This window comes from Micromonospora sp. NPDC023644 (assembly GCF_040640115.1).
GTDB lineage: Bacteria > Actinomycetota > Actinomycetes > Mycobacteriales > Micromonosporaceae > Micromonospora.
In genome coordinates this window covers 1-19,152 of sequence record NZ_JBFABA010000045.1, presented here as the reverse complement: position 1 = coordinate 19,152, position 19,152 = coordinate 1, and the positions used below count along the sequence as shown (strand labels likewise).

The following is a 19,152-nucleotide window of genomic DNA, read 5'->3' as shown; positions in this document are numbered from 1 at the left end:
CGAGAACCGGAGTTCCGGCTTCTACCGACGGGTGAGAGCACCGATGATGGTGCGCAGTCGTGAGGAGCCAGACGTGAAGTACATGTTGCTGATGCAGTTCAGCGCCGCCGGCACGGACTTCCTCCCGATCGACACCTGGACGCCCGAGGAGATCCGGGCGCACATCGGGTTCATGGGCGTGGTCAACGCCAAACTGGTCGCCGACGGCGAGTTCGTCGACGGCCAGGGGCTCGCCGGGCCGGCCCAGGCGAAGATCGTCCGGGCGGGCGCCGGCGGCGCGCCCGTGGTCACCGAGGGGCCGTTCGCCGAGACCTGCTGCGCGAGCTGGCGCCGCAGGTCCTCGGCGTGCTCGCCCGCTGGTTCGGCGACTTCGCCACCGCCGAGGACGCCGTGCAGGAGGCGCTGCTGGCGGCGGCGACCCAGTGGCCGGTGGAGGGGCTGCCCGACAACCCGCGCGGCTGGCTGATCCAGGTCGCGTACCGGCGGATGGTCGAGCTGGTCCGCGACGAGACGGCCCGGCGGCGGCGCGAGGACCTCGTCGCCCGCCGCGAGCCGGACGACCGCCGCGCCGCGCCGCCGCCGGACGAGGAGCTGGGCGCCGACCGGGACGACACCCTGACGCTGCTCTTCCTCTGCTGCCACCCGGCGTACGCGGGTACGGAGGCTGTCGAGCTGCCCGCGTGAATGGAGCAGGCAGTTCAGGATCCCTGGCCGCCGGCCATCTCACACACGGGGCAGCTCGACAGCGCGCGCAGCGACGCCTGCAGGATGGTCGCCTCGCCCGAGGCGACGAGTATCCCCGCCGCGCGGCAGCCAGCACGTCCCCTACGCCGCCCGAACGGCCGTTCGATCCCGAGCGCCGCTACGCCACTCGAACGGCGGGTTCGGCGCAGGTGGCACCGCCACAGACCGTAGAGCGGGCGCGCACCGATGGCGCGGCGGGTGGCGGGCCCCCCGGAGGGCCCGCCACCGTTGGACGCCGGTCGCCTCAGGGAGCCGCCGGGCTCGCCCGCAGCTCCACCACTACGCCCCTTCGAGCCGGGTCGACAGCCATGACCGGCATCGAGGTGCCCTCGGGAACCTCCACCGTGTTCGCCATGCCTTCCACAGTGACCGACACGTCCTGGTCGCCGGCGCCCACCAGGTACACAGCCTCCAGGCGGAGGCTCAGCCAGCCGGTGTCGCCCTTCACCGCGAAGCACACGTCCTCGGCGAGGGACTCGACCCGAATTAGGTTGGAATCACCGGTGCAGTCCGCGAGCGTGATGCGCCCGTCACCTCGGAAGAGCTGAATTCCCCTGGTCTCGAGAATCTGCGCCGCACCAGGATAGGAGTAGTCCTCCACCACCGACGGCATCGTCGTCGGCTCCTCGACAGCCGAAGCCACGCTCGGCACCACGAAAGCACCGACAGTGGTGACGGCGACTGCCCCCAGAACCATCAACTTCCTATCGATATGCATATCAGAACCTCTCACGACATAGGTAATTGGGCATTTCAAGATCTGTCCATCCAGTACCGGCGTCCCTCGCCCACCTCGTTGTGGGTGAGGTAGAGCCGGGTCGCCTTGTCCGACTTGTCGACGAAGACAGGCACGGAATAACCGTCAATATTCACCGACACGTACTGGCGCCGATATCGATCAGGCGCCGACAGGCGCCAGGCCCCGGAACCCGTCCACGCGGCCGAGAAGCGGTCAGGCGCCTGAATGTGAACTGGCAACTCACGCGCCTCGAAGGTGTTGTCGTGGCGCAGCGTCAAGGAGGCGTCGTCGACCCCCCTCCAGTCGCCCAGCACGTCGGCGGCTACCGCCCGTGACTGCTCCTTGAAGAACACCCGGGCGGCGACATACACCCCCAGCCCAAGCAGCAGGAGCACAGTCGTTGCAATCGCCACCAAAACCAGCGCCGTTCTCCGGCCCATCGCAGCACCTCTCACGCGGATCGAAGACCCGCAGCCATCAACTCACTCTGATCCGCACGGTGCCGGTCACTGTCGTCTTCAATGGTCTGGCGGGATTGATCTTGTAAAGTTGAGCGAGCACCTTGCGGTAGGTGGGGTTGTCGTCATAGCCCGCAAAATGGGCGACCGACTCGTTGCTCATATCGTTCGTAAGAGTCACCCGCACCGTCGCAGTACCATCCGAGTTCATCGAAATCACCTGGTAGTCGACATAGTACGAACCGAGGGCGGTGACCTCCCAGTTGCCGCCAAGGATGTCCTTGAGCCCCTGCATCGGATCATCCCCCAAGCTCTTGTGCAGCTCGCCAGAGCGGTCACCGGCCATGACCGACTCCTGCAGTGCCGCGAGCAACCACGGGTCCTTCACCGCCTGCTGCCCGAAGTAGCTGTCCGAGCCGAACCGGACCTCCCCCTGGGATCCCGTGTTGCCCATGAAGGCGAAGAGGGTGTCCCAACCGCTGGCCGTCGTCGGATCGAGGTACATGTCCTGGCTGCAGTCGGTCCAATAACCGAAGGGAGAGAGGAAGTCGATGACCGCCCGGTTCGCCCGGCACGCCGGGTTCTGCCACGTGTAGGGCTTACCCTCATAGCAGATGGAGTTTTCGACCCAGGCGGTGTCACAGGGGTTGGGCTTGGGATTTGCTGGGCCGCCGTCGTCCCCGCCCCCGCTCTGCAACCAGGTGATAACGGTCCTCAGCGCCACCTGATAATCCCGGGCGGCCGCCTCGGCGTCCTTCCCGGCTTGCAGCGCAGAGACCCGGGCCTGCGCGGCTGCGGCGTACGCATAGCTTGCATAGGCCCTGGCCTTGCTGGCCGCGGCGGTTGCCTGATTCGCAGACTCGGTGGCCGCCCGCGCAGCCGCGGTGGCAGCAGCGGCGGCCTCCCGGGCGACACGAGCGGACTCCGCCGCTTGGTCCGCCGACCGCTGAGCATCAAGCGCGGACAGCGCCGCCTGGTCGGCGTAGCCCTTCGCCTGGAGCGCCAGATCGCTGGCCTGCTTCGCGTATCCGGCGGCCTCGGCCGCCTTCTGCTGCGCCAAAGCCGCATACTCGTCAGCCTTGGCGGCGTCGCTCTGCGCCTGGATGGCGTAGTTCGTCGCCTCAAGGACGTATCGCTTGACGGTCGCGACGTGCACGGCCGTGTCGTGGTCCCGCTGGGCAGCCTTGTGCCGCACCGAGATGAGGAACTGCTTCTGGTAGTTGCGCGGACCGGCCAGCGCGATCTGAGCGGCGGCGTTCACCTCCGGACCGCCGTTCGCCATGATGGTCGCGATGGCGTCGCGATCGTCCCGCTCCGCGGCGACATGCTGACCACTGCGCAGGAACTCGTGCGCGTCCTCCGGTGTCCCGGCCAGTGCGGCCTGCGCTGCGACGTTCGTAGCCGGGCCGCCGGCAGCCATGACCTCCGCGATGGCAGCGCGGTCGTCGCGTACCTTCCCCTCGTAGTAGGGCCACTTCAAGAAGGCCACCACCCGCGCGTGGTCACCGGTGAGTGCCTGCTCGGCAGCTGCCTTGAAGGCGTCCTTGTCGGACACTTCGATCATTCGCAGAACCCGCGCCCGGTCGTCCTGATCGGCGGCGATTTCCCTGCCCTCGGCCAGGAACAGCCGCAGGTCTCTCTCGCCACCAGCCAGCGCCTCCGCCGCCGCCGTACGCGTCCACGGCCCCGCGCTTCCCATGAGCCGCAACAGTGCCTGTCGGCCGGAGCGGAGCAGGACCTCGGTCGACGCGCCCGAGGCGCCCGCCTCGTCGAGCAACCTCTGGGTTTCGGCATCGACCCGTTCGAACTCGGGAATGTCGGCAGCGAACGGCTTGGGGGCAGCGCGCTCTAGCGCGGCCTCCTCCCGTGCCTCCTCGACGGCCAGGTCCGTGTCGAGCTTGAGCCGCTCGGCCTCGGCCGCACGAGCCGTCTGATCCACCTGGGACGCCTGCTTGGCGGCTTGGTCGGCGGTGTCCGCCGCCGTGTGCGCCGCCTTGGCCGCCGCGATGGCTCGCGTCGCCGCCTCGGCCGCCTCACCCGCATGTGCCGCAGCGTCGTCGGCCGCCACGGCAGCGGCGTCCGCATGGCCCGCCGCGTCCAAGGCGTGGGTTCGTGCCTGTCGAGCGGCAGCCGCCGCCTGACGTGCCAGCGCCTGGGAAGCCCGTGCCGAACGGGTGGCCGACGCGGCCAGCCGCCGGGCCCGTGCGGCGGCTTCGCGTGCGCGCTGCGCCTCCGCCTCAGCAACGTTGGCGTACCCTCCAGCCGCCTCAGCTGCGGCTGCGGCCTTGTCGGCGTTGCCAGCCGCACTCAGGGCGGCCCCTGCTGCGACGTCCGCCGCGGCTGCTGCCTGCTCCACCACGTTGAGGGCACCCAGAATGCTCTTCACCGTGGCCGAGGCACTCCGCGCGGCCTCGGCCGCCGATCGAGCCGCCGACGCCTTGCTCGCGTCGTTCGCCGCTGCTGCAGCGGCGTTGTAGGCGCGTGCGGCCGCCCGACCGGCAAGAGCAGCGGCCGAGGCCGCCCTGTTCGCCGCGCTCGCAGCCACCCTCGCCGCCCGATGTGCCGCCGCAGCAGCTCCAATCGCATCCGCCGCAGCGTCCGCCGCACGGTTGGCCGCGTCTGCGGCGCGGGAAGCCGCCGCCCCGGCCTTGCTGGCGGAGTCCTGCGCCGCTGCCGTCTCGGCGGCTGCTCGCTCGGCCGCTTCCTTCGCCTCCGCAGCAGCGCGAGAGGCCTGCTCGGACGCCTCCTTCGCCACCTGGGTCTCGCGCGCCGCCGTGATCTGCGACTGCTTCGCCAGGTCGACGAGCTGCTGGAGCGTCAGCACCTCCGTGTCCCGGGCCCGGGCCACGTGCTGACCGTGATCGAGGTACTCGCGGACATCGGTCGCCGTGCCGTTCAACGCGACCTGCGCGGTGCGGACCACCTCCGGGCCACCCGCCGCCATGATCTCCGATACCTCGTAGCGGTCGTCGCGCTCCTTGGCGACCCGCTGACCGGTCATCAAGAAGGTGACCAGAGCATCGCCGCCCGTGTCCAGTGCCTTCTGAGCCGCGAGCCGGGTAGCTGGACCACCGCTGGCCATGATCTCGGCAACTCGTACCCGCATGTCGCGGCGGGCCGGCTCCTGCCATCCACTGCTGAGGAAGTTTCTCAGTTCCTCAGGTGGGCCGGCCAGCGCATCCTGTGCGGCCAAGGTCAGAATCGGACCGCTGAGCGCCATCAGCTCGGCCAGTCGGACGCGGTCGTCCCGGACGGATGCTTCTGCGCGCCCAGAGGCGATGAACGAGGCAAGCCGCTCCTCAGTGCCAAGCAGGGCCTCCCGCGCCGCCTGCGACACCACCGGCCCGCCGGTCTGCAGATAGATCATTGCGGCGTGCCGGTTCGACAGTGTCGAGACGATGTCGTCGGCCGCCAACGCGGGCCTCGCCGGCGTGAGCATCGAGCTGAGTAGCACTGACACGACAACGACACAGACATTCCGCCGAACCGTGGCGCGCCTCGATATGCTACGAGGTAAAACACGTAAAATTGGCACTGTACCCCCGATTTCAGATGTCACTCATGGCTGCTGCAATTGGGATGCCACCCAATTGCGTCTACTTCGTCGCGTCCGCCTGCTTCAGGTGGTGGGATCGCCGCAGCCACACCTTCTTGGCGGTCGTCGTCAGATGGACAGACGACACGACTGCGGGCGCGCCCCACGCCGATCGGACGCGGGGCCCGCTCGTTGGGCGAAGAAGGATCATTCGCCGTCCATCTTCATGCTCGGCCACCAGCCGTAGACGCCCCGGCCCACCCGCCACGAGCCGAAGGGCACGTTGAAGCCGCCGTCGGTCTTCGCCGTGAAGGTGTGCAGCCCGATGCCGTCGTCGGTGTACTGGTAGAGGATGGCGAGGTCGTCGCGCTTGTCGCCGTCGTAGTCGCCGGAGACCAGCTTGCTCCTGGCGAACTGGCCGAAGATGGTCGACGTCCAGGAGGCCAGCGGGGCGTTGAAGTTCCCGTCCGCCTTGGCGGTCCAGGTGAACAGGCGCAGGCCGTTGTCGGCGAGGAGGACGGCGACGTCGTCGCGACCGTCGCCGTTGAAGTCGCCCTCGGCGAGCTTCATGGAGGCGAGCGCCCCGAACGGCTTGTCCGCCGGGGTCGACCAGGAGGTGTATCCGGTACCGAACTTGCCGTCGGCCTGCCCGGGCCAGGTGATCAACGCCATGGCTCCGTTGGCGTACGCGTAGAAGAGGCTGGCGTCGTGCCGGCCGTCTCCGTTGACGTCACCGGCAAAGACCGAGGTGCTCGCCCAGTTACCGAAGTTGGAGGCCCGCCACGCCTCGATCGGCGCGTCGAATCCGCCGTCCGGGCGGGCGAGCCAGTTGATCCAGGCCTCGTCGCCGTTGCCGTACCCGTAGAAGGCGGTCAGATCGGCCCGGCCGTCCCCGTTGAAGTCGCCGGAGGTCATCTTCATGCTGACCAGGTGGCCGAAGTTGCTGCCGGCAGTCCAGGACCGCACCGGCGCGCTGTGCTTGCCATCCGGGCGGGTGACGAACGTGTCGAGGGCGAAGCTGCCGTCGGTGCGGGTCGACATCACCGCGACGTCCTTGATGCCGTCGCCGTCGAAGTCGTCGTTGAACACCTTGACCCGGTCCGCGGCGTACGCCCCACCGCCGCCCTTCCATTCGCCGAGCGGGGCGTCGAACCCGCCGGTGGAGGTGGCGGGGAACGTCTGCGGCGCGACGTCGCCGTTGGCGTACACGTAGAGGAAGTTGATGTCCTCGTACCTGTCGACCGCCGGGCCCTGCGGCATGTTCGCGGTCAGCCAGGGACCGAGGTCGTCCACGCGGGTCTCCAGCGCGTCCCGGCGCGTCTCGGTCTCGGCCAGGCACCCGCCCTGCCACGACGCGTGGTGCAGGGCCACGAGCTGCGGCTTGCCGTCGACCAGCCGGACGGCCGGCCCGCCGAGGTCACCTCGGCAGATGGCGGCCTGCCCGCTGCCCAGGATCTCCAGCGTGCCGGCGCCCACGCCCTGCACCGAGAAGGTGCCGGTGTGCAGCTGGTCCGGCACCCACGTGGTGGCAGTACGACCGAAGCCGGCCACGGTCAACTGCTCGCCCACGCTGGGTGCGGCGCCCAGCGGCACCGGAGCCACGTCGACCCGCGCGGAGAGCCGGACGAGCACCACGTCGCGGTCGGGGTGCGGCACGATCCGGAAGACCGGCACGACAGCGCCGGTCGACGCGGTGAGGTCCGGGCGACCGACGGTCACGGTGGTCGGCTTCGCGGGCTTCCCGGCGACGACCGGCTGGCCGTCGACGCTGAAGCAGCTCTTTGCGGTCAGCACCCACCACGGGTCGACCAGTGCGCCGCTGCAGGCCCGGGAGCCGGGCCCCACCTCGATCTTCGCGGCGAAGGCGAAGGAGCCGTCGCTGACGGCGGCACCTCCGGTGACGGCCTGGGCCGGCGAGACGCCGATGAACCCGGCCAGCAGGGTGGTGGCGAGCAGGCCGACAGTTGGGGCTGCTCGCCGACGGTACGACGAAGGCACAGACGATCCCTTCCGGATCAACTGGCGGGGGCGATGTACGACAGTGCGACGACGACAGGCGTCGATACGCGACTATGGTGTGCCGGACGGCGCTCTCATGGGCGGCCGGCGCGTACAGCCAGGCGTGGCACCATGCAGACTCGTGCCCAGCCGTGTGGCTGGGCACGATCGCGAACGATCATGCACGACAAGGACCCCCGTGTCCCTTGCGGACTCGCGACCACCAGAAGGCGATCGCAGGGTCACCGTAGGCATTCCCGCCTTCGGCCGCTGCCCACTCGACGGTGCGGTATCCCACATCGTCGATGTCTTGCGTCGTCTCCGATCCGCCCCTATGGTCAGCGGCCTCCGGGTGGCGGCGCATCGGGGCGGCCAGCCCCGACCCGTCCGGCGCCCTGCGACCGCCCGTGCGGCCCCCCGGCTCTCCGCCGGCGTCACGAGGAAGAAAGGTGGCCGGGTCCGCGCGGACCCGGCCACCTCCTGGTGCGTGAGCTCAGCTCGCGGTGCAGGTCACCGCGGGCGTGGGGTTGGTGCCGTTCCAGCTGGCGATGAAGCCGAAGCTGGTGCTGGCCCCGGCGCCCAGCCGGCCGTTCCAGTCGGCGTTGCGGGCCGTGACGGTCGACCCGCTGCTGCTCAGGACGGTGCTCCAGGACTGGCTGACGGTCTGGCCTCCTGCGAACGTCCACTTCGTCGTCCAGCCGGTGATCGCCGCCGAGCCGGCGGTCACCTTCACCTCACCCTGGAAGCCGCCCTGCCACTGGTTGGTCACCGTGTACGTCGCGGTGCAGCCGCCTGGCGGCGGGGTGGACGGCGGCGGAGTCGTCGGCGGGGGCGTGGTGGGCGGGGGCGTGGTGGGCGGCGGGGTGGTGGGCGGGGGCGTCGTCGGCGGCGGGGAGGTCGGCGGCGGGGTGCTGCCGTAGACCGTCGCCTCCTTCGCGGTGGCCTTGATTCCGTTCGCCCCGTTGAAGATGCGCTGGCCCCACGTGGTCAGCGCGGCGGGGTTGAAGCTGGTGACCATGTCGAGGTATTCGACGCCGCCGCCGTTGCCGCTCCACGACCAGCCCAGGTAACCGATCCCGTTCGCCTGGCTGTAGGAGAGGATGGCGTCCTCGTCGGGGTTGCCGTCGGAGTGGTCGAAGCCGAACTCGCCGACCACGATCGGCAGCTTGGCGGCACGGAACCGGCCGAGGTAGTCGCTGATCTCGGCGGCGGTGTCGAAGACGCCGTACATGTGGATGGAGAAGACCGTGTTCTTCTGCGGGTCGGCCGCGAAGACCGAGGCGGCGTTGTCGCGCATGGTGAACGACCAGTCCTGACCCCAGTTGGGGGCGTCGACCATGATGGTGTGCGTCAGGCCGCCCGCCCGCAGCCGCTTGATCGCGTTGGCGGTGTCGGTCGCCCAGGTGCCGTAGCCCTGGTTGCCGTACGGCTCGTTGCCGATGTTGACGATGACGTACTTCTCCTGGCCGGCGAGGGCGCCGGAGACGCTCAGCCAGTAGTCGACGGCCTGGTCGAGGGTGGCCGCCCCACTCTGCTCGCCGTAGCCGGTGGTGTCGTGCACCTCCAGCACGCAGATCAGCCGGTTGGCCTTGCACAACGAGATGACGTTGGCGACGTCGGCGGTGTCGTTCTTCGCCCACCGCTGGCCGCTGGCCAGCACCACACGAACGGTGTTCGCCCCCAGCGCCTTGATGTTGGCGAAGGAGCTGGTCTGCTGCTGGTACCAGGTGTGCGCGTGGTTCACGCCGCGCATGACGAACTGGCTGCCGTTGGCGTCGTAGAGCTTGCCGTCGGTGACGGAGAAGCCGGTCGCGGCCCGCGCGGGCTGGCCGAACGCCAGCACGGCGACCAGCAACGCGAGCAGGGCCGCACCGGCGGCGGAGAGTCTCTTCTTCATGGCCTTCCTCAAAGGGAGGACCCCCACTGCCCAGGTGGGGGTGGGACGTCACAGGGGATGGCGGCTGCAGCCCGACAGCCGCCGCCCGGCTCCCGGCGGCGCAGGGATCAGCGTAGGCGGGTCCGGCCGGTCACGCAATGAACCGGTTAAGCAGCGGCCCGCCGACACCGGACGTGAGGGTTGACCCGGCCGGACAGGGGTATCCGGGGATGATCCGCCCCGGGTCGGAAGGAGACATCCATGGTCAACGTCGGCTACACCCTGATGTGCGAGCAGGCCGGCCCCAAGCAACTGGTCGACTACGCGGTGCGGGCGGAGGCGGCCGGCTTCGACCAGCTCGTCATCTCCGACCACTACTACCCGTGGCTGGACTCCCAGGGCCACTCCCCGTACGCCTGGTCGGTGCTCGGCGCGGTCGCGCACGCCACCAGCCGGGCGGAGCTGATGTCCTTCGTCACCTGCCCGATCCGCCGCTACCACCCGGCGGTCGTGGCGCAGAAGGCCAGCACCGTCGGGGTGCTCTCGGACGGCCGGTTCACCCTCGGCCTGGGCGCGGGCGAGAACCTCAACGAGCACGTGGTCGGCGGCTGGCCGCACGTGCAGCAGCGCCACGAGATGTTCGAGGAGGCCCTCCAGATCATCCGGCCGCTGCTCAACGGGGAGACGCTGACCTTCTCGGGCAACCACTACGACGTGCCCGACGCCTACGTGTGGGACCGGCCGGCCCGGCCGGTGCCGATGGCCGTCGCCGCCTCCGGCCGCCAGTCGGTCACCCTCGCCGCCGAGTACGGCAACGGCCTCGTCGCCACCGAGCCCGACCCGCACATCATCGAGATGTACGACGAGGCCGGCGGCGCCGGGCAGCCCCGCTACGGCCAGGTGGCCATCTGCTACGGCCCGGACGAGGCGGAGTGCCGCAAGATCGTGCACGACCAGTTCCGCTGGTTCGGGATGGGCTGGAAGGTCAACGCGGACCTGCCCGGACCGGAGTCGTTCGCCGCCGCCACCCAGTTCGTCCGCGAGGAGGACGTCGCCGAGGGGGTCTCCTGCGGGCCCGACGTGGACCGGCACGTCGAGGCGTTCCGGAAGTTCGTCGACGCCGGCTTCACCCACGTGGCGATCGTGCAGGTGGGCGGCGAGACGCAGCCGATGTTCCTGGACTGGGCACAGGAGCAGCTCCTGCCGAGGCTGCGCGAGCTGTGAGGGCGACAGCGACCCACCGGCCCCGGGCGACCCCGCCGGGCCGGTTCGGCCCGGCGGAGCTGCGCCTCGCGCTGGCCGCCCCGAAGCCGGCCGCCGGGCTGACCAGCGAGTGGCGGCTGGTCGACGGGCTGCGTACGCACACCCGCCGCGCGGGCGACCCGGGCACCGCCGCCACCCCGGTCGTGCTGGTGCACGGGCTGGCCGTGTCCCACCGCTACCTGACCCCGCTCGCCCTGGCGCTGGGCGACACCCATCCGGTGTACGCGCCCGACCTGCCCGGCTTCGGGCTGACCGAGCGCCCCGGCCGCGCGTACGACGTGGTCGAGCACGCCGCGCACCTGGCCGCCTGGCTGGCCGCGTACCGGATGCCGCCCGTCTGTCTGCTCGGGCACTCGTTCGGCGCGGAGGTCGTCGCGGCGCTGGCCGCCCGGCACCCCGACGCGGTCCGGGCCGTGGTGCTCGCCGGCCCGACCAGCGACCCGGCCGCCCGGTCCCGGCGGGGACAGTTCGGGCGCTGGCTCGTGGACACCCTGCGCGAGGCGCCGTTGCAGGCGCCGATCCTGGCCCGGGACGTCCTCGACGCCCGCCCCTGGCGGGTCCACGCGACGCTGTCGCACTCGGTGCACAACGGGATCGAGGCGGACCTGGTCCGCATCGCCGCGCCGACCCTGGTGGTCGCCGGCTCCCGGGACCCGGTCGTGCCGCCGGCCTGGCGCGCGCAGGTGGGCCAGCTGGTGCCGCACGCCCGTACGGTCACCGTGCCGGGTGCCGCGCACAACGTCGTGACCACCGCCCCGGCGCAGGTCGCCGACGCGGTCCGCGCCCTCCTCGCCCCCTCGCTGACGAACAGGTGACGACATGCGCATCGGCAACACGGAGATCCGTCCGGCCGGCGGCGGCCTGGGCTGCCTGCTGATGATCCTCTTCTCGATCGTCGCGTCGGTCGTCCTGACCGTCCTGCTCAACCTGCTCCTGTAACGCCACCCGGGCCGCGGCACCGGCACCGGCACCGGCTCCGGCTCCGGCTCCGGCTCCGGCTCCGGCGATCTTGGTGCGGGGGCGCCCCTGGAGGGGCCGTTTCGCGCCAAGATCTCGCTCGGGCACCGCTCAGCCCCGGCGGTGCGCGGGTCAGCCGCGCAGGCCGAGGGCGGTCAGCACCTCGCGGGTCGCCTGGCGGACCGGGTCCAGCACGGCGCGGCGCACCCAGCGGGCCGCCGGCGACACCGTCGCCCGCCACGCGGCGGCGACCGCCCGGCCCACCGGCCGGACCGCGTGACGCCACAGCCAGCCCGCCCCGAGCACGAACGGACGCAGGGTGAGCGCGTAGCACCACCACAGCAGCCGACCCGCCGCCCACCACGCCCACGCGAGCGCGTGCAGCAGCACCCGGCCCACCGCCGCCAGCCACCGGCCGAACGCCGCGAGCCCGGCCACCAGCAGGCGTCCGAGCGGGGCGAGGAGCCGGGCCAGCCAGCGCACCGGCAGCCAGATCAGGTGGTACGCCAGCCAGGCCAGCGGCACCCACACCACCGTCCGGGCCAGCCAGGCCAGCCCTCGACCCAGCCACACCAGCGGCACCCAGACCAGCGTCCGGAGCAGCCAGGCCAGCCCCCGACCGAGCCACACCAGCGGCAGCCACACCAGGTGCCGCAGCAGCCAGCCCAGCGGGCGCAGCAGCCAGCGGTCCAGGAACCGGCCGACCGGCGCGAGCAGCCAGCGGTACAGCCAGCGGCCCACCACGGCGACCAGCTCCCAGGCCAGCCGCAGGGGCACCACCACGACGAGCGCGATTCCCCGGGCGACGGCGACCAGCAGCGGGGCGGGCGGGGCACCGGCGTTCCCCGGCTCCGGGCTCGACGGGTTGATCACCGGCTCACGGTAGTCGGCACCGGCAACCGCACCGCAGCCCCCGGCCCCCGGAGGCGCACGCCCGGGGTGGGCCGCGCGGCCAGGCGGGCCGGGCGATCAGACCGGGCCTGTGCAGCCGGGACGACGTCAGGCCGAGGCGGTCAGGCGGGGTCGAGGTCCAGGTCCGCGACGACCGGGTAGTGGTCGGAGGCGTGCTCGGTCTCGCCGCCCCGGAGCACCCGGAAGTCCCGCACCCGGCTGGCGAGCGCAGCCGTGCCGAGCAGATAGTCCAGCCGCATCCCGGAGAACTCCGCCCCGCCGCCGTGCCGGGTGGGCGCGGTCAACCCGCCGTCGGGCGGCGTCCCCTCCCGACGCCGGCCGGCCGGCGTCGCGTACAGGTCGACCAGGCCGGCGGCGAGCAGCCGGGCCACCGCCCGGGTCTCCACCGTCCGCCCGTCCCGGCGCAGGTGCCGGCGGCGGTACGCGGCCGGGAGCCGGGCGATGCGGTCGGTGTGGTCGGCGACCGGGTCGAGGGTGTTGAGGTCGCCGGCCAGCAGGCCCAGCTCCCCCGGCGCGCGGCGCAGCGCGGCGGCGGCCCAGCCCGCCTCGACGCGCCGCCGCAACCCCCAGTACGGGTCCAGGTGGACGCTCAGCACCGTCAGCGGACCGGCGGCGGTCGCCACGGTGACCCGCTGCGCGGCGTGGTGGAACGGCCGGCGTACCCGGGTCGCGGAGAGGGCGCGCAGCGGCGGTCGCAGCAGCACCGCCACCGGCTGGCCGAAGCAGGAACGGGCCAGGTGGGGACGCATCCCCACCCGGCCCGCGAAGTCGGCGAGCACGTCCCCGGAGTCGAAGCCCCGCAGCTCCTGCAGGGCCAGCACGTCCGGCCGCTCGGCGGCGACGACCCGGACCAGCAGGTCCCGGCGGTCGGCGCCGCCGGAGTCCCGTCCGCCGGTCCTGATGTTCCAGGTCATCGCCCGCAGCATCGGCGGCGTCAGTCCACCCTGGCGGCCTTGGCCAGCTCGTCGTCGAGGGTGTGCACGTCCTCGGACTCGATGCTCGGCCGGTTGCCCTCGCGCAGGTCCTCGTTGGGGCGGACCACCCAGTAGAGCAACCCGATCCAGAGGGTGGTGAGGATGATCGCGCCCATGAAGTCCGTGGGGTGGTGCATTCCCCGGTACATCCGGCTGATCGCCACGCCGGCCGGCATCACGACCGCCAGCGCCACGAAGGCCCACCGCCACCACCGGTCGGTACGCGGGAAGACGATCACCGCGATCGCCACCCAGACGCAGAGCGTGGCGGCGATGTGGCCGGACGGGAAGGAGGAGGTCGGCATCGGCCCGTCGAGGTTGCCGACCGGCGGACGCGGCCGGTCGACCGCGGCGGCGGAGGCGAGGAAGAGGCTCAGCTCGCCGAACATGGTCAGCGCCACGAACAGCACCGGCCGCCAGCGCCGCCACACGGCGAGCACGAGCGGGCAGAAGACCAGTGAGATGAGCAGGATCGCGTGCGTGTCGCCGACCTTGCTCCACCAGTAGCTGAAGTCGTCCCGGCCGGGGGTGCGGTGCTCGGCGAACCACCTCGGCACGTCCGTGTCCAGGGTGGCGAAGAAGGTGCCGCCGGCGTAGTAGCTGACGAACATGCCGAAGCCGTAGAGCGCGCCGAGGACCAGCACCCAGCCGACGACCAGCTCGAACACGGCGGCCCGGGGGTGCGGCAGCAGGTGCGCCTCGTCGGGCGCGGGCGCCACGTCGTGCGCGGCCTCCGGCTCCAGCCCCTCGCTCAACGCCGGCACCGGACGGCCGCGCTCCAGCCGCCAGAGCCGGAAGGCGTACGCGGTGACGCCGAGCCAGGCGGCGCCGAGCAGCCAGGCCCCGAGCACGTCCGAGACGAAGTGCACGCCCAGCGCGACCCGGGTCAGGCCGATGAGGAACACGACGACGGCGACCAGGCCGATCGCGGGCTTGCGCCAGCGGCGCGACATGGCCGGCAGGAAGACCAGCAGCAGCGCCCCGTACGCGACCATCGAGCCGAGCGCGTGCCCGCTGGGGAAGCTGTCCCCGGCGTACGTGCCGATGGGCACCTCCACCTCGGGGCGCAGCCGGTCCACCAGCGTCTTGAGCGCCGGGTCGAGGACGAGGGCGCCCACGCCGGTGACGATCAGGAACACCGCGAGCCGGCCCTGCCGACGGATCAGCAGGCCGACCACGGCGACCGACACCAGCCAGATGATGACCGCCCGACCGCCGAGGTCGGTGAGCGCGTTGAGCACGGTCACCAGCGGCCCGTGCGGGGCGACCAGGTCGTTGAGCCAGGCGGCCACGCCGTGGTCGACGTCGTAGAGCGGGGACCACCGGGTCCGGACCAGCACGAGGAGCACCCCGAAACCGACCCCGGCACCCAGCACGATCGCCAGGCCGGCCAGGGTCCGCTCGGTGAAGTGACCCAAGGGTCGTCGTAACGCCTCTTTGACCGCGCCCACGGCAGCCTCCCTCTCGCTTCTGGCGTGCCGCAATACCCGATCGGCGCTTCGCGTACACCGGGGGGTGTCCGAAGCGGAGCTACAGCGAGCTCATCTCGCCGGTGTCGTGGATCTCCTCGCGCTCGGCCTCCGGCTCCCAGCGGTCGGGCTGGGCGGGCTCGCGCACCCCGATGCGCAGCGCCTCGAGTTGGGCGGCGAAGGACAGTCCACCGAAGAGCGCCATGCCGGTCAGGTTGGCCCAGAGCAGCAGCGCCATCATCCCGGTCAGCGCCCCGTACGTCTGGCCGAACCCGCCGCTGAACCGCACGTACGCGGCGAGCAGCAGGCTGGCCACCCACCACAGCACGGTGGCGATGCCGGCGCCGAAGAAGAGCCAGGACAGGCCGGGCTGGTTGCGGCGGGGGGCGTGCCGGAAGATCACCGCGACGGCGAGGACGGTCAGGCCCAGGCTGAGCGGCCAGCGCACCACGTCCCAGACGCCGTTGGCGAGCTCGCCCCAGGCGTAGTGCCGCTGCACGGAGTCGCCCATCGGGCCGCCGCCGACGAGGATGAGGAACCCGGTGAGCGCCGGCACGCCGGCGGTGAGGGCGAGGATGGTGGCGCGGACGTACTTCCACAGCGCGGGCCGGTCGCGTTCCACGCCGTAGATCCGGTTGGCGCCGCGCTCGATCTGGGCCATGGTGGTGGTCAGCGCGACCAGGCCGGTGAGCAGGCCGAGGCTGAGCGCCAGTTCCCCGGCGCGTTCGGTGCGGTCCCCCTCGCCGAGCAGTTCGGCCACCATCGGCTCGCTTGCCCCGGGGGTGAGCGCGAGCACCGTGTCGGCGACCACCCGGCCGCCCTCCTCCACGCCGAGTTCGCTGATCAGGCCCGTCAGCGCGATCAGGAACGGCACCACGGCGAGGCAGAGTTGCAGCGCGAAGGCGCGCGAGTGGCTGAACCCGTCGCCGTAGCGGAACCGGATGAACGCGTCCCGCAGCAGGTGCCAGCCGCCCTGCCGGCGCAGTGTGTGCCAGGCGTCGTCGGCGTTGAGTTCCTCGTCCGACATCAGCCGGGTCTCCGGCACCATCCGGGTGCTACTCACGGCGCGCTTCCTCGACGAGCTGCTCACCGCGCTCGGCGGCCGCCCGGGCGTCCTCGGCCAGGTCGGGATCCTGCGCCGGCTGCGGCACGCAGAGCCACAGCGCCCGCCGCCGGATCTCGGCCTTCAGGGTGCGGCCAGGCTCGATGAGATCGCCGTCGAGCTCCCGGGGCTGGGGCCGGTTGCTGGTGATCTCCACCCGTCGGGCCCGGAAGACCTCCATCCGGGGCACGCTGTCCTGCCGGCGTACGACCGCCCAGCCGAGCGCGAGCCAGTGCCGCAGCGTACGCGGGGTGAGCACCGCGACGTCGAGGTAGCCGTCGTCCGGTTCGGCGTCGGTGAGCAGGCGCACGCCGCCCTGGAGGCGGCCGACGTTGGCGACGAGGACGGAGCGGGCCCGGCGGCGGATCGGCTGTTGGTCGTCGATGCGGATGGAGACCTTCATCGGCCGGTCGCGCAGGTGCCGGGCGGCCCCCACGACGTACGCCGGCCAGCCGATCCGCTTCTTGGTGGTCTCCGAGGTGTCGGCGAGCATCTGGGCGTCGAAGCCCATGCCGGCCATCACCGTGAAGTACTGGTCCTCGACCGCGCCGACGTCGAGCAGCCGGCGGCCACGCTCGACGGCGACCTCCAGCCCGGCGGCCAGGTCACCCGAGAGGCCCAGGTTGGCCGCGAGCAGGTTGCCGGTGCCCTGGGGCAGCACGGCGAGTGCCACGTCGGTGCCGACCAGGCCGCTGACGCAGGCCATGACGGTGCCGTCGCCGCCGCAGGCGAAGACGAGGTCCACGCCCGCCTCGACCGCCTCCTCCGTCTGGCCCCGGCCCGGGTCCTCGACCGTGGTCTCGAACCACAGCGGCTCGGGCCAGCCGGCCGCGGCGAGGACGTCGTGGACCGTACGACGCAGCTCGTCGAGGTCTGCCACCTTCACCGGGTTGACCACCACGGCGGAGCGCAGACCGCCGTCGTGCGTCGTGCGTCCCTTGTCCTGTCGAGGCTCCACGGCGCCAGTGTGCAGCAGATCCGGCACGGCAGCGACCCGACGACGCGGTGACGTTACGCGCAGGGCAAACGGGTTTGCCGAACGCCCCCACCGCTCCGCCGCCCACCCGACCACCCACCCCCGGCTGCGCCGGGCCGTCCTGGCCCCCGTCGATCATGAGGTTGACGGTGGTTCCTGAGATCCACTTCGCCGCCAACCTCATGATCGACGGACGGGGCGGGGGTGGGGTGGGGTGGGGGTGGGTCAGGCCGGGGTGCGGAGGGCGGTCTCCACGCGGCAGCGCAGGTCGTCGAGGTCCGCTCCCGCCTCGGTGAGCACCAGTGCGCCCAGCCCGTGCCCCTCGCGGAGCACGCCGAGCAGGATGTGCTCCGTGCCGATGTGGCGGTGGCGCAGACGCAGCGCCTCCCGCAGCGCCAGCTCCAGCACCTTCTTGGCGCGCGGGGAGAAGGGGCCGCCCGCGTACCGCCTGCGACCCCAGCGGCGGCGCGGCGCCGGCGCGGCCTCGCGCAGCGCGTCCGGGCCGAAGGACTCCTCGATCCGGGCCACGATGGCGGCCAGGTCGATGCCGATCTCGCGCAGGGCGGCGGCGTCCGCGTCGCCGAGGCCGGTGGCTCCCCGCTCGGCGTGCCGGCGGACGCGGGCCCGCAGGTCGTCGGCGCGCAGACCGGCGTCGGCGAGCACCCGGGCGGCGAGGCTGTCGCCGTCGGCCAGCAGGGCGAGCAGCAGGTGCTCGGTGCCGACGGGCCGTCGGCCCTCGGTCCGGGCCTCGTCCCGGGCGTGCCGCACGACCGTGCGGGCCCGGTCGGTGAACCGTTCGAACATCACGCCTCCCAGGAGGATCCGACCGCCGGACGCCCGGCGTGCTTCTTGTGGACCGCCTGCCGGCTGACCTCGAGCTCGTCGGCGATCTCCTGCCAGGACCAGCCCTGTCGACGGGCGTTGTCCACCTGGACCACCTCGAGCCGCTCGAGCAACCGGCGCAGCGCGCGGACGGCGCGCAGCCCGACCCGGGGGTCGGTGCTGCCGGCTGCCGCCGCGAGTTCCGTTGCCTGACTCATGTCGTCAACTTACGTTGACATCGGGACAGCGTCAACCCATGTTGACACCCGCGTACGGTCGGCCCGGTGCTACCGTCCGCCGGTGCCCCTCTCCCGCCGGCCGCCGCGCCGAGGCCACCATGCCTGGTGAGATGCGTCGCCTCCCGCTCGGCGAGGCCACGCTGGAGTTCGCCGGCGGCAGCGTGGTCGGCAACCGCTACCCGGCCAACTTCGACGTGCTGCACGTCGACCCCGCCCTGCCGTTCGCCGCGGTCGCCGACGGCATGGGCGCCGGCGAGGGCAGCCGCCGGGCCGGCACGACGGCCATGGGCACCCTCGTCGCGCGGGTCAGGGCCGCCTGGCCCACGGTCGACCCACGCCGGTTGCGCGCCGCCGTGGCCCACGTCCAGTCAGCCGTACGCGCCGCCGGCGCGGAACTGGCGGAGCTGACCGGCTGCACGCTGACCGCCCTGCTCGTGGAGCCCGACGGCGGGCAGGGCTGGCTCGTCCAGCTCGGCGACTCCCGCGCCTACCGGCTGCGCGACGGCCTGCTGGAGCTGATCACCGTCGACCACACGGCGGCCTGGCTGGGCGTGCTGCACGGCTGGTACCCGGCCGACTCCCCCGACGCCGCCCGCGCCCGCTACCAACTCACCCGCTACGCCGGCCACCCGGACGAGCCGGAGGCGGACCTGCTCGCGGTGTCGCTGCGCCCCGGCGACGTCTGGCTGCTCTGCACCGACGGCGTCAGCGACCAGGTCGACTACCACCTGATGCGGGAACTCCTCGCGGCGCCGCGCCCCGAGGAGGCGGTGCGGGACCTGCTCGACGGCACCCTGGAAGCCGGCGGCGACGACAACGCCAGCGCCGTGGTCGTCCGGGTCCACGCCGCCGCGCCCCGCTGATCGGCGCTGTCGAACGCAGACGCCGCTGAAGGCGTCCGCCGGCACGGACGCCGCTGAAGGCCCGGCTCCGGACATGCGTCTGGCCGGCACCCCGGGGTGGGGTGCCGGCCAGCGGCGTCATCGCTTGCGGGGTCAGCTGTTCCAGTGCTCGGCGACGAGGTCGGCGGCCTGCTGCTCCCACTGGGCGTAGTGGTCGGGGTACGCCGAGACCTGCACGGTCTGGGC

General features: G+C 72.3%; 16 protein-coding genes and 1 pseudogene. 4 read left to right on the top strand and 13 right to left on the bottom strand.

The annotated features are described in order from the left end of the window. Positions 1–21 precede the first annotated feature (21 nt). Positions 22–291 carry a hypothetical protein gene (locus tag AB0G08_RS24210; protein WP_358091743.1) on the bottom strand — a complete coding sequence of 90 codons (270 nt, stop codon included), beginning with the start codon at positions 289–291 and terminating at the stop codon, positions 22–24. 21 nt (positions 292–312) lie between these two features. Between AB0G08_RS24210 and AB0G08_RS24205 the strand changes: the two are divergent. After that, positions 313–648, top strand: a pseudogene (locus tag AB0G08_RS24205) (sigma factor); the annotation flags it as partial. A 340-nt stretch (positions 649–988) separates the two neighbouring features. On the opposite strand, the gene AB0G08_RS24200 reads toward AB0G08_RS24205, so the two are convergent. From AB0G08_RS24200 to AB0G08_RS24180, 5 genes are all read right to left on the bottom strand, one after another. Beyond that, positions 989–1,462, bottom strand: coding sequence for a hypothetical protein (locus AB0G08_RS24200; RefSeq protein WP_358091741.1), 474 nt, complete (start codon positions 1,460–1,462; stop codon positions 989–991). A 35-nt stretch (positions 1,463–1,497) separates the two neighbouring features. After that, entirely contained in the window at positions 1,498–1,923 is a 426-nt protein-coding gene (locus AB0G08_RS24195; RefSeq protein ID WP_358091739.1) for a hypothetical protein, read from the bottom strand. 37 nt (positions 1,924–1,960) lie between these two features. Next, entirely contained in the window at positions 1,961–5,356 is a 3,396-nt protein-coding gene (locus AB0G08_RS24190) for an ALF repeat-containing protein (RefSeq protein ID WP_358091737.1), read from the bottom strand. A 327-nt stretch (positions 5,357–5,683) separates the two neighbouring features. Further along, complete coding sequence (locus AB0G08_RS24185; RefSeq protein WP_358091735.1) at positions 5,684–7,474, bottom strand: trypsin-like serine protease; 1,791 nt, start codon at positions 7,472–7,474, stop codon at positions 5,684–5,686. A gap of 493 nt (positions 7,475–7,967) precedes the next feature. Then, positions 7,968–9,371: a cellulase family glycosylhydrolase gene (locus tag AB0G08_RS24180; protein ID WP_358091733.1), complete on the bottom strand. Its 1,404-nt coding sequence runs from the start codon at positions 9,369–9,371 to the stop codon at positions 7,968–7,970. A 240-nt stretch (positions 9,372–9,611) separates the two neighbouring features. Here AB0G08_RS24180 and AB0G08_RS24175 point away from each other — a divergent pair, with 240 nt between their 5' ends. Beyond that, on the top strand, positions 9,612–10,574 hold the full coding sequence (locus AB0G08_RS24175) for a TIGR03557 family F420-dependent LLM class oxidoreductase (protein WP_358091731.1): 963 nt from the start codon (positions 9,612–9,614) through the stop codon (positions 10,572–10,574). Further along, positions 10,571–11,428, top strand: a complete 858-nt coding sequence (locus AB0G08_RS24170; RefSeq protein WP_358091729.1) for an alpha/beta fold hydrolase — start codon at positions 10,571–10,573, stop codon at positions 11,426–11,428. The genes AB0G08_RS24175 and AB0G08_RS24170 overlap by 4 nt, the downstream gene beginning before the upstream one ends. 274 nt (positions 11,429–11,702) lie before the next feature. On the opposite strand, the gene AB0G08_RS24165 is transcribed toward AB0G08_RS24170, so the two are convergent. The 7 genes from AB0G08_RS24165 to AB0G08_RS24135 form a co-directional block, all read right to left on the bottom strand. Then, positions 11,703–12,443, bottom strand: coding sequence for a hypothetical protein (locus AB0G08_RS24165; RefSeq protein ID WP_358091727.1), 741 nt, complete (start codon positions 12,441–12,443; stop codon positions 11,703–11,705). Between the two features lie 140 nt (positions 12,444–12,583). Further along, positions 12,584–13,408 (bottom strand): endonuclease/exonuclease/phosphatase family protein, encoded by an 825-nt coding sequence (locus AB0G08_RS24160; protein WP_358091725.1) that lies wholly within the window; start codon positions 13,406–13,408, stop codon positions 12,584–12,586. Between the two features lie 8 nt (positions 13,409–13,416). Beyond that, a complete protein-coding gene (locus AB0G08_RS24155) occupies positions 13,417–14,907 on the bottom strand; it encodes a phosphatase PAP2 family protein (protein WP_358091723.1) in 1,491 nt (496 codons plus the stop codon). Positions 14,908–14,986: 79 nt separating this feature from the next. Further along, on the bottom strand, positions 14,987–15,988 hold the full coding sequence (locus AB0G08_RS24150; RefSeq protein ID WP_358091721.1) for a YihY/virulence factor BrkB family protein: 1,002 nt from the start codon (positions 15,986–15,988) through the stop codon (positions 14,987–14,989). Beyond that, positions 15,981–16,985, bottom strand: a complete 1,005-nt coding sequence (locus AB0G08_RS24145) for a diacylglycerol kinase family protein (RefSeq protein WP_358091719.1) — start codon at positions 16,983–16,985, stop codon at positions 15,981–15,983. The genes AB0G08_RS24150 and AB0G08_RS24145 overlap by 8 nt, the downstream gene beginning before the upstream one ends. Positions 16,986–17,228: 243 nt before the next feature. Then, a complete protein-coding gene (locus tag AB0G08_RS24140) occupies positions 17,229–17,807 on the bottom strand; it encodes a Clp protease N-terminal domain-containing protein (protein ID WP_358091717.1) in 579 nt (192 codons plus the stop codon). After that, positions 17,807–18,043, bottom strand: a complete 237-nt coding sequence (locus AB0G08_RS24135) for an HTH domain-containing protein (protein ID WP_089001290.1) — start codon at positions 18,041–18,043, stop codon at positions 17,807–17,809. The genes AB0G08_RS24140 and AB0G08_RS24135 overlap by 1 nt, the downstream gene beginning before the upstream one ends. Before the next feature lie 131 nt (positions 18,044–18,174). Between AB0G08_RS24135 and AB0G08_RS24130 the strand changes: the two genes are divergently transcribed. Continuing rightward, complete coding sequence (locus AB0G08_RS24130; protein ID WP_358091715.1) at positions 18,175–18,927, top strand: protein phosphatase 2C domain-containing protein; 753 nt, start codon at positions 18,175–18,177, stop codon at positions 18,925–18,927. The last annotated feature ends 225 nt before the right edge of the window (positions 18,928–19,152 follow it).